19 protein-coding genes and 1 pseudogene are annotated in these 22,989 nt (G+C 65.5%); 11 read left to right on the top strand and 9 right to left on the bottom strand.

From position 1 onward, the window contains the following. Window positions 1–101: 101 nt before the first annotated feature. The 5 genes and pseudogenes from OWC48_RS20325 to OWC48_RS20305 all read right to left on the bottom strand — a co-directional run bounded on the left by OWC48_RS20325 (window position 102) and on the right by OWC48_RS20305 (window position 4,790). A complete protein-coding gene (locus tag OWC48_RS20325; RefSeq protein WP_282521547.1) occupies window positions 102–974 on the bottom strand; it encodes an alpha/beta fold hydrolase in 873 nt (290 codons plus the stop codon). Between the two features lie 14 nt (window positions 975–988). Continuing rightward, window positions 989–1,621 carry a LysE family translocator gene (locus OWC48_RS20320; protein WP_282521546.1) on the bottom strand — a complete coding sequence of 211 codons (633 nt, stop codon included), beginning with the start codon at window positions 1,619–1,621 and terminating at the stop codon, window positions 989–991. 44 nt (window positions 1,622–1,665) lie between these two features. Then, window positions 1,666–2,923, bottom strand: a pseudogene (fabF, locus tag OWC48_RS20315) (beta-ketoacyl-ACP synthase II). A 1-nt stretch (window position 2,924) separates the two neighbouring features. Then, window positions 2,925–3,440 (bottom strand): helix-turn-helix domain-containing protein, encoded by a 516-nt coding sequence (locus tag OWC48_RS20310; protein WP_282521545.1) that lies wholly within the window; start codon window positions 3,438–3,440, stop codon window positions 2,925–2,927. Between the two features lie 342 nt (window positions 3,441–3,782). Continuing rightward, window positions 3,783–4,790, bottom strand: a complete 1,008-nt coding sequence (locus OWC48_RS20305; protein WP_282521544.1) for a polyprenyl synthetase family protein — start codon at window positions 4,788–4,790, stop codon at window positions 3,783–3,785. A 134-nt stretch (window positions 4,791–4,924) separates the two neighbouring features. Between OWC48_RS20305 and OWC48_RS20300 the strand changes: the two genes are divergently transcribed. From OWC48_RS20300 to glyS, 6 genes are all read left to right on the top strand, one after another. Then, a complete protein-coding gene (locus tag OWC48_RS20300) occupies window positions 4,925–5,152 on the top strand; it encodes a DUF2007 domain-containing protein (RefSeq protein ID WP_282521543.1) in 228 nt (75 codons plus the stop codon). Beyond that, window positions 5,145–5,975: a tRNA1(Val) (adenine(37)-N6)-methyltransferase gene (locus tag OWC48_RS20295; protein WP_282521542.1), complete on the top strand. Its 831-nt coding sequence runs from the start codon at window positions 5,145–5,147 to the stop codon at window positions 5,973–5,975. The genes OWC48_RS20300 and OWC48_RS20295 overlap by 8 nt, the downstream gene beginning before the upstream one ends. A gap of 151 nt (window positions 5,976–6,126) precedes the next feature. Beyond that, entirely contained in the window at window positions 6,127–7,035 is a 909-nt protein-coding gene (locus tag OWC48_RS20290) for a S49 family peptidase (RefSeq protein ID WP_282521541.1), read from the top strand. A 104-nt stretch (window positions 7,036–7,139) separates the two neighbouring features. Then, window positions 7,140–7,331, top strand: a complete 192-nt coding sequence (locus OWC48_RS20285; protein WP_071916131.1) for a hypothetical protein — start codon at window positions 7,140–7,142, stop codon at window positions 7,329–7,331. A 230-nt stretch (window positions 7,332–7,561) separates the two neighbouring features. Further along, on the top strand, window positions 7,562–8,497 hold the full coding sequence (locus OWC48_RS20280) for a glycine--tRNA ligase subunit alpha (protein ID WP_282521540.1): 936 nt from the start codon (window positions 7,562–7,564) through the stop codon (window positions 8,495–8,497). Further along, entirely contained in the window at window positions 8,497–10,689 is a 2,193-nt protein-coding gene (gene glyS / locus OWC48_RS20275; RefSeq protein WP_282521539.1) for a glycine--tRNA ligase subunit beta, read from the top strand. Before OWC48_RS20280 ends, glyS begins: the two co-directional genes overlap by 1 nt. Before the next feature lie 313 nt (window positions 10,690–11,002). Here the strand turns inward: glyS and OWC48_RS20270 are convergent, their stop codons facing one another. After that, a complete protein-coding gene (locus OWC48_RS20270) occupies window positions 11,003–11,356 on the bottom strand; it encodes a DUF1236 domain-containing protein (protein ID WP_282521538.1) in 354 nt (117 codons plus the stop codon). A gap of 222 nt (window positions 11,357–11,578) precedes the next feature. Here OWC48_RS20270 and OWC48_RS20265 point away from each other — a divergent pair, with 222 nt between their 5' ends. The 3 genes from OWC48_RS20265 to OWC48_RS20255 all read left to right on the top strand — a co-directional run bounded on the left by OWC48_RS20265 (window position 11,579) and on the right by OWC48_RS20255 (window position 16,678). Beyond that, window positions 11,579–11,734 carry a DUF3096 domain-containing protein gene (locus OWC48_RS20265; RefSeq protein ID WP_014497329.1) on the top strand — a complete coding sequence of 52 codons (156 nt, stop codon included), beginning with the start codon at window positions 11,579–11,581 and terminating at the stop codon, window positions 11,732–11,734. 96 nt (window positions 11,735–11,830) lie between these two features. Then, window positions 11,831–14,794, top strand: coding sequence for a pyruvate, phosphate dikinase (ppdK, locus tag OWC48_RS20260; protein ID WP_282521537.1), 2,964 nt, complete (start codon window positions 11,831–11,833; stop codon window positions 14,792–14,794). 429 nt (window positions 14,795–15,223) lie between these two features. After that, the gene (locus OWC48_RS20255; RefSeq protein ID WP_282521536.1) at window positions 15,224–16,678 is read left to right on the top strand and encodes a cell wall hydrolase; all 1,455 of its coding nucleotides are present in this window, start codon (window positions 15,224–15,226) and stop codon (window positions 16,676–16,678) included. Window positions 16,679–16,720: 42 nt separating this feature from the next. Here the strand turns inward: OWC48_RS20255 and nadC are convergent, their stop codons facing one another. From nadC to nadA, 3 genes are read right to left on the bottom strand one after another with little or no spacing between them, the layout of a single operon-like run. Beyond that, window positions 16,721–17,599 carry a carboxylating nicotinate-nucleotide diphosphorylase gene (gene nadC / locus OWC48_RS20250; RefSeq protein ID WP_282521535.1) on the bottom strand — a complete coding sequence of 293 codons (879 nt, stop codon included), beginning with the start codon at window positions 17,597–17,599 and terminating at the stop codon, window positions 16,721–16,723. Between the two features lie 11 nt (window positions 17,600–17,610). After that, on the bottom strand, window positions 17,611–19,218 hold the full coding sequence (locus tag OWC48_RS20245) for an L-aspartate oxidase (RefSeq protein WP_282521534.1): 1,608 nt from the start codon (window positions 19,216–19,218) through the stop codon (window positions 17,611–17,613). A 9-nt stretch (window positions 19,219–19,227) separates the two neighbouring features. Next, entirely contained in the window at window positions 19,228–20,334 is a 1,107-nt protein-coding gene (nadA, locus tag OWC48_RS20240; protein WP_282521533.1) for a quinolinate synthase NadA, read from the bottom strand. 338 nt (window positions 20,335–20,672) lie between these two features. Between nadA and OWC48_RS20235 the strand changes: the two genes are divergently transcribed. Then, entirely contained in the window at window positions 20,673–21,926 is a 1,254-nt protein-coding gene (locus OWC48_RS20235; protein WP_282521532.1) for an MFS transporter, read from the top strand. A gap of 41 nt (window positions 21,927–21,967) precedes the next feature. After that, a complete protein-coding gene (locus OWC48_RS20230; protein ID WP_282521531.1) occupies window positions 21,968–22,954 on the top strand; it encodes an MDR family oxidoreductase in 987 nt (328 codons plus the stop codon). Window positions 22,955–22,989 lie beyond the last annotated feature (35 nt).

Here is a 22,989-nt window from a genome sequence, read left to right as displayed (position 1 = left end):
CTACGATTCAAAGCGAAGCGTGCCCACCACTTCTACCGCCCGAACTGAAAGCATGGTGGGCACGGCGCTCTCGCGCCTTTGCCCACCCTACGGCAGTGGAGCTAGCCGCTCTCTTCGGCCAGCCCGAGAAACCGCCGGATCTCACCCAACACCTCTTGCGGCTTGTCATGCTGCAGCCAGTGCCCCGCGCCGGCGATGGTCTTGACACGCGCCTGCGGGAAATAGCGTTCCAGGCCTGCGGCCCTGGCGCCCGCGAGAAAGCTTTCCCCGGCATTCAGCAGCAGCGTCGGACTGGTGATGCGCGACCACAGCGCCACGTGATCGTCCGGCCAGAGCCGGTGCGGCGCAGAGGCGCGCTGGTAGGGATCGAACTTCCAGCTATAGGTGCCGTCCTCGTTCCGCCGCGCGCCGTGCGTTGCAAGATGCAGCGCGAGGTCGCGGGCGAGGCGCTTGTTGTGAAGCACCATCTGCGCGGCCGCGTCTTCGAGGGTCGAATAGCGGCGCGGCGTGCGGTCGTGCAGCCTGTCGAGCTGGCTGACCCATTTGCTGATGCGCTCATGCGTCGGCGCCTTGGCGGTGTCCGGCAACATGGTGACGCCGTCGAGCACGACGAGCTTCGTGACCAGCTCGGGGAACGACCCTGAAAAGATCAGGCTCACCATGCCGCCCATGGAATGACCGATGAGAATCACTTGAGGCGCTGCGATGCTGCGAATGAGCTGCGCGAGATCATAGACATACTCGGTCAGCGCGTAGCTGCCGCCCTTGGTCCAGTCGGAATCGCCATGACCGCGCAGATCGGGCGCGACCACGTGAAAATGCGGCTGAAGCGAGCGGGCGATGGCGTCCCAGCTCCGGCAATGATCGCGGCCGCCATGGACCAGGATGGCGACGGGCGCGCCGTCATTGCCCCAATCGGCATAGTGCAGCCGCAGGCCGTGTGATTCGTAGAAGCGGCTTTGCGGGGCGAGCATCGTGTTGCGTTCCCCTACCCATTCACCGGCCGCCGCGCCAGCGCGAGCGAGAGGCCAAGGCCGGCGATGAAGACGCCCGAGCCCTGCGCGAGACGCCGCATCAGATGCGGCCTGCCAATCAGCTGCGTGCGCGTTGCAGTTGCCATCAGCACCACGACGACATCGGCGAGCGTGTTCAGGATCACCGAGATCGCGCCGAGCACGATGAATTGCAGCGTGGGGCTCGACCCGGCGGGATCGAGGAACTGCGGAATGAAGGCGAGGAAGAATGCGGCGGTCTTCGGGTTCAGCGCCTCGACCAGCACGCCGTCGCGGAACGCGCGCCTGTCGCCGACGGGCTCGCTCTCCAGCGAGAGCGCGCGGCCGGCGGTGCGGAAGGTCTTGATACCGAGCCAGATCAGATAGAGCGCGCCGATGAATTTTACGGCGGCAAACAGCTCCGCACTGGCAAGGATGATCGCGGAGATGCCGAGGCTGCCCGCGACGACATGAACCAGCCCGCCCAGCGCCGTGCCCGCGGTTGACGCAAAGCCGCTGGCGCGTCCCTCCGACAAGGTCCGTGCCGCGACATAGAAGATGCCGGGGCCGGGAACGGCGGCAATGAGGCACGCTGCGGCCAGGAACAGCCAGAAATTCGTTTCGATCATCCCGTTTTGGTAACGAAGCGTGCTGCGATTGCAAGGCCTCTTGTTCAGCCCATCCGGCGGAAGATCGCGCTGGCATTCACCCCGCCGAAGCCAAATCCATTGGAGATGGCGTTGAGCATCGGCATCGGCCGGGCGCTGCCTGAGACGATGTCGATGCCCTCCGCGCCGGGATCTGCGTTTTCGAGATTGAGCGTCGGCGGCGCGACCTGGTCGCGCAAGGCGAGGATAGCGAAGATCGCCTCGAGGCCGCCGGCGGCGCCGAGCAGATGGCCGGTGGCCGATTTGGTCGCGCTCACCGCGATGTTCCGGTTGCGGCCGAACAGCGCGACGATCGCGCCGAGCTCGCTTTCGTCGCCGGCCGGCGTCGACGTCGCATGCGCGTTCAGATGCTGCAAATCCGCGGGGGCAAGGTTCGCCTGGCGCAGCGCGAGCTCCATGGCGCGGCGGGCGCCGTCGCCGTCGGGCGGGCCCGACGTCATGTGATAGGCGTCGGCCGTCGTGCCGTAGCATCTCCGCAATCGGGGAGGCGCCGCGCGCCAGTGCATGCTCCAGCTCCTCGATCACCAGGATGCCCGCGCCTTCGCCCATGACAAAGCCGTCGCGATCGCGATCGAACGGGCGCGAGGCGCGCGCGGGCTCGTCGTTGAATCCGCTCGACAGCGCGCGTGCCGCGGCAAAGCCGCCGATGCTGACGATATCGATGCAGGCCTCCGCGCCGCCGCAGATCGCGACATCGGCTTCGCCTGCGCGGATCATGCGCGCGGCATCGCCGATCGCCTGGACGCCGGCGGCACAGGCCGTGACCGGTGTGCCCAGCGCGCCCTTGTAGCCGTATTTGATCGAGACGTGGCCGGCGGCGAGATTGGCGAGAAACGAGGGGATCGTGAAAGGCGAGAGCCGTCGCGCGCCGCGCTGCTCGGTGATGCGCACCGCCTCCGCCATTGCCGGGAAGCCGCCGACGCCGGAAGCGATGATCGTCGCGGTGCGTTCCTGTGCGCTCGCGTCCTGCGGCGTCCATCCGGCCTGCGCGACCGCCTCTGCGGTCGCTAGCAGGGCGAACAGGATGAAGCGGTCCATCTTGCGCTGGTCTTTTGGCGCGGCGGCTTGCGCGGGATCGAAGCCGCCTTCGGCATCTTCGGCCTTGTCGGGGACGAGACCGGCAATGCGGGCGGGCAGTGCCTGCGACCATTCCGGCAGAGGGCGCAGCCCGCTCTGGCCGGCCAGCAGCCGGCGCCAGGAGAGTTCAACACCACAGCCGAGCGGCGACACCGCCCCCATTCCCGTCACGACGATACGACGCATGTCAGTCTCCAGCCGGCGCAACGGCCGGGTTCATGGCTTTGAGCGAGGCGAGCCGCTTGCGCATCCCGCGGCTGGCGCGGGGACCCGGGACGACGACCGCATTGGCGAGGGTGATCGGACGCATATCGGCGGCATCGACCACGATCGGATCGAACGGGCGAGCGTCGCTCCGATTCGCCAGCACGATGGATTCGCCCTTGGGCGCGAGATGCCTGTTGCCCCAGGCCAGCAGCGCCACGACCACGGGGAAGAAATCCCGCGCCTTCTCCGTCAGCACATATTCGTACCGCGGCGGCCGTTCGTGATAGCGGCGGCGGACGAACATGCCGCTCTCGGTGAGATGGGCAAGGCGCCGCGACAGGATGTTCGGCGCGATGCCGAGGCTTTGCGAAAATTCGTCGAACTTCGTCGCGCCCTGGAAGGCATCCCGCAAGATCAGGATGCTCCACCATTCGCCGACCGTCTCGACGGCGCGGCCGACCGGGCATTCCAGGATGGAGGGGGATTTGGGCTGCATGACCGGGAAGGTAGGGGAGTGGATTGCAAAATGCAAGTTACTGGGTGGGCAGCGGTAGGTGTGGGGGAACGAGCCCCGAGAACCGCAGCAGCTGTCGCTGTGATTTGAGTTGTCGCCGTGACTGAAATGAGAGTCGGCGAACAATGGCCGCGCGCCATACTCCGTCATTGCGAGCGCAGCGAAGCAATCCAGGCTGTCTCCGCGAAGGGATTCTGGATTGCTTCGCTGCGCTCGCAATGATGGGGTGGAAGCAGGAGCGGCGTTACTTTACCAGCGTCGTCGCGGCCGTCGCCGGGACGACATCAAGCATGTTGCCGTCGCGCGCGCTAAAAACGCCAAGTCCTAATGCGACCGGGCCAGACAGAACGCGACCACCTGCTCCAGCGCGCTCTTCATCGGCGAGGACGGGAACAGCGCCAGCGCGTCGACGGCCATGGCGCCGTAGTGCTGGGCGCGGCTGAGCGTATCTTCCAGCGCGCGGTGCTTGTTCATCAGGCCGATGGCATGGTCGAGGTCGGTGTCGCCGATCTCGCCGCGCTCCAGTGCCCGGATCCAGAAGGCGCGCTCGGTGTCGTTGCCGCGGCGGAAGGCGAGCACGACCGGGAGCGTGATCTTGCCCTCGCGGAAATCGTCGCCGGTGTTCTTGCCGAGCTTTGCGCTCTTGCCGCCATAGTCGAGCACGTCGTCGACGAGCTGGAAGGCGATGCCGAGATTCATGCCGACCGAGCGGCACGCGGTCTGCTCCGCCTTCGGGCGATTGGCGATGACGGGGCCGACCTCGCAGGCGGCCGCGAACAGCTCGGCGGTCTTGCCGCGGATCACGGCGAGATATTCGTCCTCGGTGGTCGCGGTGTTCTTGGCGGCCGCAAGCTGCATCACCTCGCCCTCGGCGATGGTGGCGGCCGCGGCGGAGAGGATGTCGAGCGCGCGGAGCGAGCCGACCTCGACCATCATGCGGAACGCCTGGCCGAGCAGGAAGTCACCGACCAGCACGCTCGCCTCATTGCCCCAGAGCATGCGCGCCGACAGCTTGCCGCGGCGCATCTCGCTCTCGTCGACCACGTCGTCGTGGAGCAGGGTCGCGGTATGCATGAACTCTACGCTTGCTGCGAGCTTGATGTGACCGTCCCCGCTGTAGCCGGCGAGGTTGGCCATGGCGAGCGTCAGCATGGGCCGCAGGCGCTTGCCCCCGGAGGAGATCAGATGGTTGGCGACCTCCGGGATCATGGTTACGTCCGACCCGGTCCGCGACAGGATCGTGGCGTTGACGCGCTCCATGTCACCGGCGACAAGGGCAACCAGCTCTTCGATCGACGCGCCGGGAGTTTCGAAAGGTACGATGACGGCCACGCCGGTCTCCAATATTTGCCCCGGAAGGGCTATTCTGATGGAAAGACAATAGAAACTGGCAGCGGATGCGGCAAGGCCTGCGGAACCATTGACATTTGCCGCTTTAGCCCCCTTTCAGGCAGGAGACCTGCGTTTTGCGTGAACTGGTTCGGACCAACGACATTGTGCTGGTGTCGGCGATCGGCGCGCTGCTCGACGGCGCCAACATCCATCATCTGGTGCTGGACCAGAACATGAGCATTATCGAGGGGTCGCTGGGCATCCTGCCGCGGCGGATCCTGGTCCATGAGGAGGACGCCCGGGAGGCCAGGGAGCTCCTCACCGAGGCCGGCCTCAGCCATGAACTGCGCGGCGATGATTGACGTTCTCACAGACTTCACCGAGGACGCCTTTCTCGGCGGGCAATTGCGCTTGAGGCAGAAGCGGTCCGGCCACCGCGCCGGGCATGACGCCATCCTGCTCGCGGCGGCGACGGAAGCGCGGGCGGGCGACCGCGTGGTCGATCTCGGCGCCGGCATCGGCACGGCCGGCCTGGCGCTCGGCCGGCGCGTCGCCGGTATCGGGCTGAGCCTGGTGGAGATTGATCCGGAACTGGCGGAGCTTGCACGCGCCAATGCGGCGGCGAATGGAATTGCCGCGGAGACGATCGTGCTCGACGTGACGGCCGACGCGCAGGCGTTTGCGGCAAATGGCCTCGCGGCTGACAGCGTCGACGTGGTGCTGATGAACCCGCCCTTCAACGATCCCGCACGCCATCGCGGTTCGCCCGATCAGGCGCGCCGCACCGCGCATGTTGCGAGGGAGGAGACGCTCAATGCATGGGTGCATGCGGCGCGGCGCATCCTCCGATCGGACGGCGCGCTGACCCTGATCTGGCGCGCCGATGGGATCGCGGAGGTTTTGACTGCGCTGTCACGCGGCTTCGGCAGTCTGTCGATCCTGCCGGTTCACGGCGAGGCGGGACGGCCCGCGATCCGCGTGCTGGTGCGCGCGGTCAAAGGTGGCCGGGCTCCGACACGACTGCTGCCGGGCCTCATGCTCAACGACGAGTCAGGCGTGCCTAAAAATCAGGTGACGGAGATCCTGGAGGGCAGGGCGCTCTTGCCGCTGGCGGAGCCGCGACGGCTTACTGCGGAAGCGATTCCGATTGCTGCTCTTGCGGGGTCGTCAGGCGGATCGCCATGAACAGCGCACCGACCAGCAGCAGCAGCAGATAGATTTTCATGGTGTTCTCCGCTGCCTCATTGCAGCTTCCCAACGGGAAATCTGCAAAACACGTTCCAGGCACTTCCAATGACAGTCGCGTGATAAGAAATGGTTAAGCAGAGGTAACGGCATGGCCGAACAATTGAACGATCGTGAGGGTTCCGGCCTGGCCGACAAGCTCATGCAATATCTGCCGGCGCGCTTCCGTCCCGGCACGGCGGTGGTGCCGGTGGTGCGGCTGTCCGGTGTGATCGGTGCGGTGACGCCGCTGCGCCCGGGGATGACGCTCGCGGGCGTTGCGCGGGTGCTGGAACGGGCGTTTTCGTACCGGAACGCCAAGGCGGTGGCGCTGGTGATCAATTCGCCCGGCGGCTCGCCGGTGCAGTCGCGCCAGATCTATCTGCGCATCAAGCAGCTCGCGGCAGAGAAGAAGCTGCCCGTGCTGGTGTTCGTCGAGGACGTCGCGGCGTCCGGCGGCTACATGATCGCCTGCGCCGGCGACGAGATCATCTGCGATCCGTCCTCCATCCTCGGCTCGATCGGCGTGGTCGGCGGCAGCTTTGGTTTCCAGGAGGCGATCAAGCGGCTCGGCATCGAGCGGCGGCTCTACACGGCCGGCGCGCACAAGGCGATGCTCGATCCGTTCCTTCCGGAAAACCCCGACGACGTGGCGAGGCTGAAGGTGCTCCAGCGCGAAATCCACCAGATCTTCATCGCGCTGGTGAAGGAGAGCCGCGGCGCGCGGCTGAAGGGCGCCGACGACACCCTGTTCACCGGCGAATACTGGGCCGGCGAGAGTTCGATCGCGCTGGGGCTCGCCGACGGCATCGGCGATCTCCGCTCAACTCTTCGTGCCCGCTATGGCGAGAAGGTTCTCACCCCCGTGATTGCGCAGCCGACCGGTTTGCTCTCGGGCATTTTGGGGCGGAAATCGCCCGGTGCGGGGCAGCTTTCGGCCATGGAATCAATGGCCGGCCTGCCGGACGAGCTGATCTCGGCGGTCGAGACGCGGGCGATTTGGGCGAAATTCGGGTTCTAGGCGACACCCTCCCGCGCCATTTGGTCCGGGCCGAGCCAATTGCGGCGCGGCCCGGTCTGCGCAAGAATGTCTGTGGGGGCTGAGCACTAGACAAGGATCGACCGATGCCGCCGTTTGTTGCTTTCGCGGGCGTCCTGGGCGGGCTTGCCGTGGTCCGCTGGGCCTACAAGACCGCTGTCCGGATCAACCATGAGCTGGAGGAGATGCGCCTGTCGCGCGTCGCTGAAGCCGCCCATGCCGGGGATATTCAGAAGCTGAAACGTGACCCCGTGACCGGAGCGTATCGCCCGGGTTAGCTGCGCCTTTCCACAGTGCCGTAGGGTGGGCAAAGCGTAGCGTGCCCACCAGCAGTCGCAGTCCCGGAAAGATGGTGGGCACGGCGCAAGGGCGCCTTTGCCCACCCTACCGCACCGTTCGGGGTGAGGGGCTGATCGGCCCGAAACCGCCCCCTTTGCCTTGATTCCCATCCTCGCCGTCGATACGGTCCCGCGCGATTCAAAACCCCCCGCGAGAGCCTGATCTGACGATGGACGCCTCATTGCCCGCCCATATGCGCCCGGAACGCTCGTTCCAGGGCTTCATCCTCGCGCTCCAGCGGTTCTGGGCCGAGCAGGGCTGCGTGATCCTGCAGCCCTACGACATGGAGATGGGCGCGGGCACCTTCCATCCGGCAACCACGCTGCGCGCGCTTGGGCCGAAGCCGTGGAACGCCGCCTACGTGCAGCCCTCGCGCCGGCCCAAGGACGGCCGCTACGGCGAGAATCCGAACCGGATGCAGCACTACTACCAGTTCCAGGTGATCATGAAGCCGTCGCCGCCGAACCTTCAGGAGCTGTACCTGAAGTCGCTCGCCGCGATCGGCATCGATTCCGCCGTGCACGACATCCGCTTCGTCGAGGACGATTGGGAAAGCCCGACGCTGGGCGCCTGGGGCTTGGGGTGGGAATGCTGGTGCGACGGCATGGAAGTCAGCCAGTTCACCTATTTCCAGCAGGTTGCGGGTTTTGAATGCGCGCCTGTGGCCGGCGAGCTCACCTACGGGCTCGAGCGCCTCGCGATGTATGTGCAGGGCGTCGACCGCGTCTACGACCTCAACTTCAATGGCCGCGAGGGCGACGCCAAGGTGACCTATGGCGACGTCTTCCTGCAGGCCGAGCGGGAATATTCGAAGCACAATTTCGAAGTCGCCGACACCGCGATGCTGTTCGAGCAGTTCAAGATGGCCGAGGCTGCGTGCAGAAAGTACCTGGAGGCAGGCTGGAAGGACGGCAAGCGCGAGGCGCATCTGATGGCGCTGCCGGCCTACGATCAGTGCATCAAGGCGAGCCATGTCTTCAACCTGCTCGATGCGCGCGGCGTGATCTCCGTGACCGAGCGGCAGAGCTACATTCTCCGCGTGCGCGAGCTGGCCAAGGCCTGCGGCGAGGCCTGGATCCATACTGAAGCGGGCGGAGCGGCCTGATGCCCGATCTTTTGCTTGAACTGTTCTCGGAAGAAATCCCCGCGCGCATGCAGGCCAAGGCGGCCGACGATCTGCGCCGCATGGTCACCGACAAGCTCGTCGCCGAGGGCCTCGTCTACGAGGGTGCGAAGGCGTTCGCGACGCCGCGCCGCCTTGCGCTCACCGTGCACGGCATCCCCGCGCGCCAGCCCGATCTGAAGACCGAACGCCGCGGTCCGAAAATGGGCGCGCCCGATGCGGCCGTGCAGGGTTTTCTGAAGGCGACGGGTCTAAACTCGCTCGATGAAGCCAAGATCCAGCGCGACCCGAAGGGCGACTTCTACATCGCGCTGATCGAAAAGCCCGGCCGCGACGCGATCGACGTGCTCGCCGAAATCCTGCCCGTCATCATCCGCACCTTCCCCTGGCCGAAATCGATGCGCTGGGGCGCGCGCTCCGCAAAACCGGGATCGCTGAGCTGGGTGCGTCCGCTGCACGCGATCACCGCGACCTTCGGGCCCGAAACGGAAGAGCCCGATGTCGTCAAATTCTCGGTCGACGGCATCGAGACAGGCCAGACCACCTACGGCCATCGCTTCATGGCGCCGGCGGCGATCAACGTGCGCCGCTTCGAGGACTACGAAGCGAAGCTGAAAGCCGCCAAAGTCATCCTCGATCCGCAGGCGCGCAAGGACATCATCTTCGCCGACGCCAAGGAGCTGACGTTCGCGCAAGGGTTCGAGCTGGTCGAGGATCAGGTGCTGCTGGACGAGGTTTCGGGCCTCGTCGAATGGCCCGTCGTGATGATGGGATCGTTCGAAGAAGAGTATCTCGCGATCCCGGAAGAGGTGATCCGCGCCACCATCCGCAACAACCAGAAGTGCTTCGTCGTCAGGGATGCCAAGACGGGGAAGCTGACCAACAAGTTCGTCCTCACGGCGAATATCGAGGCGGCCGACGGCGGCAAGGTCATCGTATCAGGCAACGAGCGCGTGATCCGTCCGCGTCTGTCGGATGCGAAGTTCTTCTATGAGACCGACCTCAAGACGAAGCTGGAAGACCGGCTGCCGAAGTTCGAGCAGATCGTGTTCCACGAGAAGCTCGGCACGCAGGCTGCGCGCATCAAGCGCATCGAGCGCCTCGCTGCCGAGATCGCGCCTTTGGTCGGCGCCGATGTCGCGAAGGCGACGCGTGCCGCGCATCTGGCAAAGGCGGATTTGCTGACGGAAGTCGTCGGTGAATTCCCTGAAGTGCAGGGACTGATGGGCAAGTATTACGCGCTCGCCCAGGGCGAGGACGCGTCCGTCGCGGCGGCGTGTGAGGAGCACTACAAGCCGCAGGGGCCTACCGATCGCGTACCCACCGATCCGGTCAGCGTCGCGGTCGCGCTTGCGGACAAGATCGACACGCTCGTCGGCTTCTGGGCGATCGACGAGAAGCCGACGGGATCGAAGGACCCGTATGCGCTGCGTCGCGCGGCGCTGGGCGTGATCAGGATTATCCTGGAGCAGAGCGATCGTATTTCCCTGACGCCGATTTTCCAGGATGCAATCGCGCTTCATATCATGCGCGGCAGCGACGCTGCGTTTGAGGACATTGTTCGAATCGTTCGTAATCCGACCCCAAATCCGACGTTCCTCCGAAAAAAAGGTGGACCGATCGAAGCCGATAATCTTGCCTCACTGGTCGGTGATCTGCTCGCCTTCTTCGCCGACCGCCTGAAGGTTCAGCTCCGCGAGCAGGGTGCGCGTCACGATCTCGTCGACGCCGTGTTTGCGCTCGGCGGCCAGGACGATCTCCTGATGATCGTCCGCCGTGTCGAAGCGCTGGGCAAATTCCTCGATAGCGATGACGGCAAGAACCTGCTCGCCGGCATCAAGCGTGCGAGTAACATTCTCGGCATCGAGGAGAAGAAGGACAAGCGCGCGTTCGACGGCGCGCCGGATGCTGCGCTCTATGGCCTCGCTGAGGAGAAGGCGCTGGCGAAGGCGATCGGCGAGGTCAAGGTGGAGGCGAGCGCTGCCGTCGCCAGGGAAGATTTTGCCGCGGCGATGAGTGCGATGGCGAAGCTGCGTCCGCCAGTCGATGCGTTCTTCGACAAGGTTCGCGTCAACGACGACGATCCGAAGGTGCGTGAGAACAGGCTGAAGCTGCTCAACGAGATCCGCAGCGCCACGCGTGCGGTCGCGGATTTCTCGAAAATCCAGGATTGAGGGCTCTCGTGCCCCGGACGCAGCGCGGCGCTTCTTCAGCGGTGCGCTGCAGAGCCGGGGCCCATGTTAGCCTCACAAAGATTCTGGGTCCCGGCTCTGCGCCGCATCGCTGCGCGCTGCGTCGCGTCCGGGACACGAGAGCACACAAAAAAGCCCCGCCCGGCGGGGGGAGAACCGGGCGGGGCCTGATGTCCGTACTACGCGATGCGCGCCAGCCTGATTGAAGTGACACGCCGGACATCGAGTTGATCGGAAGCGTTTTCAAGCGAAGTGGATACCGGTTCGCGTGAAGAAAACGCGTTCAGACGAGAATCTAGTCCATCACCTCGACGACGCGCCGCGAGCGCGGCTCGACCAGCACGGTTGCGCCGTTCACGACGGTGTAGCGGTAGGTGGTGGCGCCGAAACGTTGCGGCACGTCATAATAAGTGACGCCGCTTTCGGGTAAGGTGGCGCCGACCACCACGCGATCCGGGACACGGAAGGCCGGCACACGTTGCTCGACGACATATTCGCGAAATGCCGGCCTCTCTTCGACCGCAATCGTCGGGCCGCTGTCGACGACAACAGGCGCGCGGCCAACGGTGAGACCGGATTGCGCAGACGCTGCAATCGGCGAGCCGAGCGCGGCGCCAAGCGCGGCGAGGGCGAGAATCCTGTTCCGCATGGGCAACTCCTTCGAACTGGTTTCAGCCGGCGCTACTGGCGCGACCGGTTGCCAATGCATGTCCCCTTCGCAATGTTCCGGGAAACCCCTGCCGCATCGGCGGCAATTTCGGGCAGTTTTCGCGAAGCCGGGAACCTGCTCGCCTCTTGTGCGTCTCTACCCGCGGAACCCGGTCCGGTATGATCCAGCCGCGATTCGCCTCACGTCACGGAAAGACATTTCATGCACATCACCGTCGCCCACATCTCGCCGCTTCTGTCGCTGCTTGCGGGCGTGCTCATCCTGATCATGCCGCGCCTTCTCAACCTGATCGTCGCGATCTTTCTCATCATAAATGGTGCGATCGGGCTCGGATTGTTGAAGTGGCTCCATCTCTAGGCCTTCATTTTCCGGAACTCTTCGACTTGCGCGGGCCTGCCCAAAGTGGTGTAAGGCGCGCGATTTCCCATTCCTCTCGCAGGTTGTGTGCAAGCTATGGCCAAAGCCGCCTCGAAGCCCAATAAAACTCCAGCGAAAACGCCAGCGAAATCAAAGTCCTCCGCCGCGGCGAAAGCCGCGCCGGCGGCTCGCAAGGCGCTCGCCAAGAGCACGTTGAAGAGCGCCCCGAAGCCGGTGGCCAAGACGGCTGCAAAGTCCGCTCCAAAGACGGCTGCGAAGCCCGCGGCGAAGGCTGCGGCCAAGTCGGCTGCGCCGAAGGTTGCCGTGAAGCCCGCCCCCAAAAAGGCCGCGCCCGCCAAGGCGGCGCCAGCCGCGGCCAAGGCCGGCAAATGGGTGTTCACGTTCGGCGACGGCAAGGCCGAGGGCCGGACGGAGATGCGCGACCTGCTTGGCGGCAAGGGCGCCAACCTCGCCGAGATGGCCAATCTCGGCCTTCCCGTGCCTCCCGGCTTCACCATCCCGACCTCGGTCTGCACCTACTTCTACGCACACGACAAGTCCTATCCGAAGGAATTGCAGTCGCAGGTTGAGAAGGCGCTCGACCATGTCGGCAAGTTGACCGGCAAGGTGTTCGGCGACGTCAAGAACCCGCTGCTCGTCTCCGTGCGCTCCGGCGCGCGTGCCTCGATGCCGGGCATGATGGACACCGTGCTCAATCTCGGCCTCAACGACGAGACCGTGGAAGCGCTGTCGGAACTGTCGGGCGACCGTCGCTTCGCCTATGACAGCTATCGCCGCTTCATCACCATGTATTCGGACGTGGTGCTCGGCTTCGAGCACCATCACTTCGAGGAAATCCTCGACACCTTCAAGGACAGCCAGGGCTATACGCTCGACACGGACCTCAGCGCCGAGGACTGGGTCGGACTGGTCGGCAAGTACAAGGACGCGGTCGCGCGCGAGACCGGCAAGGATTTCCCGCAGGATCCGCACGACCAGCTCTGGGGCGCGATCGGCGCGGTGTTCTCATCCTGGATGAACGCGCGCGCGGTGACCTATCGCAGGCTGCACGACATTCCGGAATCCTGGGGCACCGCGGTCAACGTGCAGGCCATGGTGTTCGGCAACATGGGCGAGACGTCGGCGACCGGCGTCGCCTTCACCCGCAACCCATCGACCGGCGAGAGCAAGCTCTACGGCGAGTTCCTGATCAACGCGCAGGGCGAGGACGTGGTGGCGGGCATCCGCACGCCGCAGGACATCACCGAGGAAGCGCGCAAGGAATCCGGTTCCGACAAGGCGTCGATGGAAGCGGCGATGCCGGAAGCCTTCAAGGAGCTGACGCGGATCTACACGCTGCTCGAGAAGCACTACCGCGACATGCAGGACATGGAGTTCACGGTCGAGCAGGGCAAGCTGTGGATGCTCCAGACCCGCGGCGGCAAGCGTACCGCCAAGGCGGCGTTGCGCATCGCGGTCGAACTCGCCAATGAAGGGCTGATCTCGAAGAAGGAAGCGGTGACGCGGATCGATCCCGCCTCGCTCGACCAGCTGCTGCATCCGACCATCGATCCCGACGCCAAGCGCGACGTCATCGCGACCGGCCTGCCGGCCTCGCCCGGTGCGGCCTCCGGCGAGATCGTGTTCTCTTCGGATGAAGCGGCCAAGCTCCAGGGCGACGGACGTAAAGTGATTCTCGTCCGCATCGAGACCAGCCCGGAAGACATCCACGGCATGCACGCCGCCGAAGGCATCCTGACCACCCGCGGCGGCATGACCTCGCACGCGGCGGTGGTCGCGCGCGGCATGGGCAAGCCCTGCGTCTCCGGCTGCGGCACCATCCGTGTCGACTACGGCCGCGGCACCATGAGCATCGGCTCCCGCACCTTCAAGACCGGCGACGTCATCACCATCGACGGTTCGCTCGGCCAGGTGCTCGCCGGCCGGATGCCGATGATCGAGCCGGAGCTGTCCGGCGAGTTCGGCACGCTGATGAAATGGGCCGACCAGGTCCGCAAGATCGGCGTGCGCGTCAACGGTGACACGCCGGAGGATGCGCGCACCGCGATCAAGTTCGGCGCGGAAGGCATCGGCCTCTGCCGCACCGAGCACATGTTCTTCGAGGAGACGCGCATCCGCACGGTTCGCGAGATGATTCTCTCCGAGGACGAGCAGTCGCGCCGCGCCGCGCTCGCAAAGCTGCTGCCGATGCAGCGCGCCGACTTCGTCGAGCTGTTCGAGATCATGAAGGGCCTGCCCGTCACGATCCGGCTTCTGGATCCTCCCCTCCATGAATTCCTGCCGCACACCCATGCCGAGGTCGAGGAAGTGGCGCGCGCCATGAACACCGACCCGCGGCGTCTGGCCGACCGCGCGCGCGAGCTCTCGGAGTTCAATCCGATGCTCGGTTTCCGCGGCTGCCGCATCGCGATCGCCTATCCGGAGATTGCCGAGATGCAGGCGCGCGCGATCTTCGAAGCCGCAGTCGAGGCCGAGAAGCGCACCGGCAAGGCCGTCGGCCTCGAGGTGATGGTGCCGCTGATTGCCACCAAGATGGAGCTCGACCTCGTCAAGGCGCGCATCGATGCCACCGCGAAAGCCGTGATGCGCGACACCAACACCAAGCTGACCTATCAGGTCGGCACCATGATCGAGCTGCCGCGCGCCTGCCTGCTCGCGGCCGAGATCGCCGAGAGCGCCGAGTTCTTCTCGTTCGGCACCAACGACCTCACGCAGACCACCTACGGCATCAGCCGCGACGACGCGGCGAGCTTCCTCGGTCCCTACGTGTCGAAGGGCATCTTGTCGGTCGATCCCTTCGTCGCGCTCGACCAGGAAGGCGTTGGCGAGCTCGTCAAGATCGGCGTCGCGCGCGGCCGCAAGACGCGCCCGAAGCTCAAGGTCGGCATCTGCGGCGAGCACGGCGGCGATCCCGCCTCCGTCGCCTTCTGCCACAACATCGGCCTCGACTACGTCTCCTGCTCGCCTTACCGCGTGCCGATCGCCCGCCTCGCGGCGGCACAGGCCGCGCTCGGCAAGGCGATCGCGAGCCAGGCGTAAGCGCGGAGATCAGGATTGAGTTGAGAGAGGCGGGGCAAAGCCCCGCCTCTTTTCATTTCAGACGACACTCCATCCACGCGTCATTGCGAGCGCAGCGAAGCAATCCAGACTGCCTCCGCGGATAGCCTCTGGATTGCTTCGCTACGCTCGCAATGACGGCGGAGGGAACTCGTCGCACGTCCCGTAATGGGACGCGCGCAAGAGTTCCTTCACCATTCGTGTTGACCGAATGTTTACCGCTTTAGGAGAGGCGGCGTTTACCAACGTGCATCATTGCCCGTGAAAACACCTGCAATCGCTTGAGTGTGCCGCACGCGCAACGCCGATTAACGCCCCGGCAACCTAAATTGGATACTGACGATAAAGATCGAATTGTACGGATGTACTGCGGTTCGATTTTTCTGGCGTAAGCGTAGCGTGAGCGTGTCGATGTCAGTGTTGCGTAACCATCCGAAGGGCGCGCGGTTCGCGTCCTTCGGAATCGGTCTCTGCATCTTCGCATTGATGCCGAGAGAGACCGGTTATCAGGATATCGCGTCGTTGCTGGCGCGTCAGCCCGGCGTCGCCGAGCGCTGGCAGAAGCAGGTGTTTTCTGCCGCGTCCTCGATCCAGCTTGCCACCTACAGTTTTTCCCGCCCGATCGGCACGTCGCTTCCGCAGAGCGCGATGGTTCGCCTGGCGAGCCTGGATGGTCGCGACGTCACCGGCGCGATCAGCCGCAATCCCGCGCTTCAGGCGCCGCCGCGCTACCAGGCCGCCGATTTTCCCAAGGTCGATCGCTCCATGAAGGGGGATCGCCTCGCAAGCGTCACACCCACGCAGGCTCCCGAGACGACCGCACCATCGGCAACGCCGGCACAGGATGATCCCGCGACGTCGAACAGCTCGGTGTTCGGCGCCAAGACCGTCGCGGTGCCGCAAATCATGTCGCCGGAGTCCGCGGCGGCGCTCGATCCCGAGCTTCAGGAAGCGCTGCGCGCGCCGCCGCTGCCGCAATATGCCAATCCGCCACAAGCCAGTGACGTAGCGCGCGCATTCGCGGTCCAGCCGCTCGAGGCGCTGAAGCAGGCGACCCTTCCAGCCGCAGCGCCGCGCGATCCCTTCCGCGTCAAGACCTCGAACCTGTTCTTCGGCAGCTCCTCGCTCGGCGGCAATCTCGAGAGCATCGAGAGCTGGCAGCCTGGCGCCGAGCCGCTGATCGTGATGCCCGACCCTGATATGAAGGTGACGGCCGCGCTGTCGCCGCCGTCGGCCGAGATCGCCAAGGACATCGAAAGCGGCGAAAGTGTCGCGCCGAAGGGCGAGGTCAATGCCGACAACCAGCGCGCCAGATCGCCGGCGGAGCGGCTCGCGCTCGACGACAAGTCGCGCGCAAAGTCCGAGAAATGTCTCGCCGAAGCCGTCTATTTCGAATCGCGCGGCGAGGCCGTGCGCGGCCAGATGGCGGTTGCACAAGTCGTGATGAACCGCGTCTTCTCCGGCAAATATCCGGACACCGTGTGCGGCGCGGTCTATCAGAACAAGCACCGCCATTTGGCGTGTCAGTTCACCTTCGCCTGCGACAACAATGCCGACGTGATCCGCGAGCCCGAGATGTGGGAGCGCGCGAAAAAGATTTCGAAGGCGATGCTCGACGGCCAGATCTGGCTGCCTGAAGTCGGCAAGTCCACGCACTACCACGCCTACTGGGTGCGTCCGTCCTGGGTCGCCGAGATGAAGAAGATGTACAAGACTGGCGTCCACACCTTCTATCGCCCGCGCGCCTGGGGCGACGGCAGCGAAGAACCGAGCTGGGGCACCCCGGCCCAGACCGCGGCGCTCTCTGCCGAACTCGCCCAGGAAGCCAAGAGCTCCGCCGAGATGGGCGCGATCGAGCGAAGGTAGTCTTCCTTCACCTCGCCCCGCTTGCGGGGAGAGGTGAAGAAATCACGCTTCGATATCCAGCGCGCAGTCGAAATTCGGAGCCGAATGCGTCAGCGCGCCGGAAGAGGCGTAGTCGACGCCGGTCGCGGCGATTGACGCGATCGAGTCCAGCGTGACGCCGCCGGATGCTTCCAGCTGGAGCCGCCCCTCGTTGAGCCTGACAGCCTCGCGCAGCGTCGCGAGGTCCATGTTGTCGAGCAGCACGGCATCGGCGAGCCCGGTGCCGAGCACCTCGCGGAGTTGCGCAAGCGTATCGACCTCGATCTCGATCTTGACGAGGTGACCGGCATGGGCGCGGGCGCGCTCCAGCACCGCACCGATGCCGCCGGCGACGGCGATGTGGTTGTCCTTGATCAGGATCGCATCGTCGAGCCCGAAGCGGTGGTTGAAGCCGCCGCCGCAGCGCACGGCGTATTTCTCCAGCGCCCGCAATCCCGGCGTGGTCTTGCGCGTGCAGCAGATGCGCATCTTGGTGCCTTCGGTCCGCGCGACGTAGTCGGCCGTGAGCGTCGCGACGCCCGACAGCCTGCCGACGAAATTCAGCGCGGTCCGCTCGGCCGTGAGGATGGCGCGCGCCGGGCCCGTGATCGTCAGTACGTGCTGGCCGCGGGCAACCCGAACGGCGTCGCGGACATGCGCGCGCACGTCGATGTCGGGCGAGAGCTTTTGCAGCGTCGCCAGCGCCAGCGGAAGGCCTGCGATCACGCCGGACTGGCGTGCGACCAGGATGGCTTGCGCCTTGGTCGCCTCCGGGATCGTCGCAAGCGAGGTGATGTCGCCGGCGCGGCCGAGATCCTCGTCGAGCGCGCGATGCACGGCCTCGTCGATCGCAAGCGGCGACAGGAAGGCGTCGGGGTAGAGCAGTGAGGTCGGGGTGATCATGGGGGACTCCATCAGGCGATCATCGGTCGGGCGGTGCGTGGCAGCGGACGCTCGCTCAGGCTCTCCGCGATCTCACGTGCATCCGTGAGAGTGGTCATCGTTCTCTGCGCCAGCGCGGGGACATCCGCCGGATGGTCGGAGCGGAAATGCGCGCCGCGGCTCTCGCGCCGGCTCCAGGCGGAAGCCGCGACGAGCAGGGCTGAAGCCGCCATGTTGCGGAGAGCGATGCTTGCGGGCCCGCGTTCGACTGCGGCGAAGCTGCGGACGGCCTCCGCGAGCCCGTCAGCGTCGCGGATCACGCCGACATGCGCGCTCATCATCGTTCGCAACCGCTTAACGGCGGCAGCGTCCGGCGTGCCGCCACGTGACGTCACCAACGCATCGGGAAGGCGGGCGGGCGAGGGGATGGCGCGGCCGGTGATGTCGTCGGCGATGCGGGCGGCGTAGACCACCGCCTCCAGCAGCGAATTCGAGGCGAGCCGGTTGGCACCGTGCGCGCCGGTGGACGATACCTCGCCGCCGGCCCAGAGCCCGTCGATCGAGCTGCGGCCGCGCTCGTCCACCGCGATGCCGCCCATGTGGTAATGCGCTGCCGGCGCGATCGGGATGGCCTGCGTCGCGGGATCGATACCGGCAGTGATGCAGCTTGCATGCACCGTCGGGAACTTGTCAGCGAAGCCCGTGCCGAGCGCCTGCCGTGCATCGAGGAAGGCACCCCGCCCGGCCGCTATCTCGGCGAAAACGCCGCGGGCCACGATGTCGCGCGGCGCGAGCTCTGCGAGCGGATGGCGCGCGAGCATGAAACGTTCGCCATCGCCGTTGATCAGCGTCGCGCCTTCGCCGCGCAGCGCCTCGGTTGCCAGCGGCGCCGGATCGCGGCCGGCCATGATGGCGGTGGGGTGGAACTGGACGAATTCAGGGTCGGCGATCACGGCGCCGGCGCGTGCTGCGATCGCAAGGCCCGAGCCGCTGGCTTCGAGCGGGTTGGTGGTGACGGCATAGAGATGGCCGAGGCCGCCGGTCGCCAGTACCACCGCGCGAGAGGCAAGCAGGAGCGGACGTGCAGCGGGATTGCCGGCCTCGCGCAATTGAAGGCCGGTGACGGCGCCGTCCTCGGTCAACAGCGCTTCGGCCACGAGACCTTCGATTAACCGGATCGATGGCGTGCGCCGTACGGTCTCGCTCAGGGCCGCGATGATCGCGGCTCCGGCCCCGTCGCCGCGCACATGCACGATGCGTCGCGCCGAATGCGCGGCCTCGCGGCCGACAGCGAGCTTGCCTTCGAGGTCGCGGTCGAACGGCACGCCATAGGCGAGTAGATCGTGAATCCGTGGCGCGGCCTCGCGCGCGATGCCAAGTGCAACCGCTTCATCGACAAGACCGCCGCCGACGGCGATGGTGTCGGCGGCGTGCGCCTCCGGGCTATCGCCTTCGGCCACGGCCGCTGCGATGCCGCCCTGCGCCCAGGCGGATGATGCGCCCTGTCCGAGCGGGGCGGCCGAGATCAGGGTTACCGGCCGCGGCGCGAGCTTCAGTGCACAAAAGAGTCCGGCGAGGCCACCGCCGACGATGACGACGTCATCGGTGCTGCGGGTGAGGTTGTGGATGTTGTCTTGCATGCTTCACTCTCAATTCTTCAGATTGATCATCCGCTCGACCGAGCGCCGCGCGCGTTCCGCGAGCGCGGGATCGATCGTGACCTGCTCGCCAAGCGTGAGCAGGCTGTCCAGAATGTTGGCGAGCGTGATGCGCTTCATGTGCGGGCAGAGATTGCAGGGGCGGAGCATCTCCACATCAGGCAGCTCGGCGCGGACATTGTCGGCCATCGAGCATTCCGTGATCATGACGAGCCGCCGCGGCCGCCGCTCGCGCACCCAGTTGATCATGTGCGCGGTCGAGCCGGTGAAATCGGCTTCCGCCAGCACATCAGGCGGACATTCGGGATGCGCGATGATCTGCACGGACGGGTCGGCTTCGCGATAGGCGCGCAGCTCCTCACCCGTAAAGCGCTCGTGCACCTCGCAGGCGCCCTTCCAGGCGATGATTTTTACGTCGGTCTTCGAGGCGACGTAGCTTGCAAGATAGCGGTCCGGCAGGAAGATCACCGTGGGTGAATTCAGACTCTCGACCACTTGCACCGCGTTCGACGAGGTGCAGCAGATGTCGACCTCCGCCTTCACTTCTGCCGACGTGTTGACATAGGCGACGACGGGCACGCCGGGAAATTTTTCGCGGAGCAGGCGAACGTCCGCGCCCGTGATGCTGTCTGCGAGCGAGCAGCCGGCGCGCGCGTCCGGGATCAATACCATCTTGTCCGGGTTGAGCAGCTTTGACGTCTCCGCCATGAAGTGCACGCCGCATTGCACGATGATGTCGGCCTTCACCTTGGTCGCTTCGATCGCGAGCTGAAGCGAGTCGCCGCCGATGTCGGCGACGCAATGAAAGATCTCCGGCGCCTGATAGTTGTGCGCGAGGATGACCGCGCCCCGGGCCTGCTTCAGCTCGTTGATTGCCTTGATCGTCGGCGCCATCAGCGGCCACTCGATCGGGGGGATGACGTGCTTCACGCGCTCATAGAGCGGCGCAGTCGCCCGCTCGACGTCCGCAGTCCATTCCAGTGAGGGCATCGGCAGCGCGGGGCCGGTTCGCGCCGGTACGGCGCGAGGAGGGGCGGGGACTTGGCCCTGCGGCCGGTTGGCAAAGTCGTCGGGGCCGTAAATTCCAGTGATGGGCATCGAAGCCTCCCGTGAATGCGAATTATGCTCCATGTGAGTATATATAGGGCCTGAGAAATCCGGCCGAGAGGGCCGGTGGGTTTTCGCTCAAGCTCAGATATACTCAATCTGAGTAAATCAAAGATAACACGCACCCGAGCAGGCCGCTAGCCCCAGCCGCACACATTCCCGTCAAGTCGCACCCGGCGCGTTGGGGAAGGCCGCGATGAAACGCAATGCTCCGGTGGCAGCCCTTCGTGGAACGCAATCATTTTTGGCTTGGGATCTTCATGCATTTGCATTAAACGCGTGACTCGCGGTTGCCTATTCCGGATCCGCCAGCGACTGATGAGGAACCCATGTCCACTCAAGCGGGCGAGCTCGGTCCGGTCTCGCGTTCCTCCTCCTGGCGTACCCCGGCGATCATCATTCTCTGCGGCTGTGCGATCGGCATGCTCGGCTTCGGCCCGCGCTCGGCGCTCGGCTTCTTCGTGCAGCCGATGAGCCACGAATTCTCCTGGGGCCGCGACGTGTTTGGCCTCGCCATCGCTTTTCAGAATTTGCTGTGGGGATTGGGCCAGCCGATTGCTGGCGCGGTCGCCGATCGCTTCGGCCTGTTCCGGGTGATGTGCGTCGGAGCGCTGCTCTATGCCGGCGGCCTTCTTTTGATGCGCTATTCCTCGACGCCGCTGTCGCTGAACATCGGCGCAGGCGTCATGGTCGGCTTCGGTCTCGCCGGCTGCTCTTTCAACCTGGTGCTGTCGGCCTTCACCAAGCTGTTGCCGGCCGAGAAGCGCGGGCTTGCGCTCGGCGCCGGCACCGCGGCGGGCTCGTTCGGGCAGTTCCTGTTCGCGCCGATCGGCGTCGCGCTGATCGACAATTTCGGCTGGCAGCAGGCGCTCACCGTGTTCGGCTTCCTGATGCTGCTGATCATCCCCCTGTCACTGGCGCTCTCGACGCCGCCGGTCGCAGCCACGGCCAACACGGCGCCTGCGGATGAGCAGACCTTTACGAAAGCGCTCGCCGAAGCCTTCGGCCATCGCTCCTATGTGCTGCTGGTGCTCGGCTTCTTCACCTGCGGCTTCCAGCTCGCCTTCATCACCGTGCATCTGCCGGCGTTCCTGGTCGATCGCGGCATATCGACGCAAACCGGCGGCTGGGTGATCGCGGCGATCGGCCTGTTCAACATCATGGGATCGCTGAGCGTCGGCTATCTCCAGAACTCGCTGCCGAAGCGCTACATCCTCTCTGCGATCTATTTCACGCGCGCGCTTGCGACGCTCGCCTTCATCTCGTTCCCGATCACGCCGTTCTCGGCAATCGCATTCGGTGCGGTCTCCGGTCTGACCTGGCTGTCCACGGTGCCGCCGACCTCGGCGCTGGTGGCGCTGATGTTCGGCACGCGCTGGCTCGCCACGCTCTACGGTTTTGCGTTCGTCAGCCACCAGGTCGGCGGTTTCCTCGGCGTCTGGCTCGGCGGCATCGTGTTCGAAAAGTTCGGTTCCTATACGCCGATCTGGTGGCTCTCGATCCTGTTCGGCGTGCTGTCCGCGCTGATCAATCTTCCGATCGTGGAGAAACCGGTTCAGCGAGCGGTTGCGCAGCCTGCCTGATCGGCTAAACATCCCCTGAAACAAGTCCAGGGAGTTCAGTCGTGGCCACATTCAAGGCGATCCGGATCGACAAGGCGGACAAGGGCACCACCGCCGCACTCACGCAGTTCGACGATTCCGAGCTGATGGACGGTGATGTCACGGTCCGCGTGGAATGGTCGACGCTGAACTACAAGGACGGGCTTGCGCTCACCGGCAAGGCGCCGGTGGTGCGCCGTTTCCCGATGATCGCCGGCATCGACTTTGCCGGCACCGTCGAGCAATCCTCGCATCCGCAGTGGAAGGCGGGTGACAAGGTCGTCTGCACCGGCTGGGGCATGGGCGAGACCCATCTCGGCGCCTATGCCGAGAAGGCGCGGGTGAAGGGTGACTGGCTGGTCGCTTTGCCGCAGGGCCTGTCGGCGCGCGACGCCATGGCAATCGGCACCGCCGGCTTCACCGCGATGCTTTCGGTGCTGGCGCTGGAGAAGCACGGCCTGTCGCCGAAGAGCGGCCCCGTGGTGGTCACGGGCGCGGCCGGCGGCGTCGGCTCGGTCGCCACCGCCGTGCTCTCGAAGCTCGGTTATCACGTCATCGCCTCGACGGGCCGCGCCTCGGAAGCGGACTATTTGAAAGAGATCGGCGCGGCCGAGGTGATCGACCGCAACGAGCTGTCGGCACCGGCAAAGCCGCTCGCCAAGGAGCGCTGGGCCGGTGGCGTCGACAGCGTCGGCTCGACCACGCTCGCGAATCTCCTGTCGATGACGAAATACGGCGGCGCCATCGCGGCGTGCGGCCTGGCTGCCGGCATGGACCTGCCGTCTTCTGTCGCACCCTTCATTTTGCGCGGGGTGTGCCTTCTCGGCATCGATTCCGTGATGTGCCCGATCGAGCCGCGGAAAGCCGCCTGGCAGCGTCTGGCCTCGGATCTGGATCGGACAAAACTAACTGAAATTACTCATGAAATTCCGCTCGAGGACGTTTCGGAATGGGGCGCGAAAATCCTCGCCGGCCAGGTCCGCGGTCGCATCGTGGTAAAAATTGTCTAACGGCGTTCAGACTTTACCAACCAAGCTGCTTCAAT

The organism is Bradyrhizobium sp. Arg816 (genome assembly GCF_029989365.1).
GTDB lineage: Bacteria > Pseudomonadota > Alphaproteobacteria > Rhizobiales > Xanthobacteraceae > Bradyrhizobium.
Note: the sequence above shows the minus strand (reverse complement) of the source record. Positions and strands in the feature narration are given on the sequence as shown.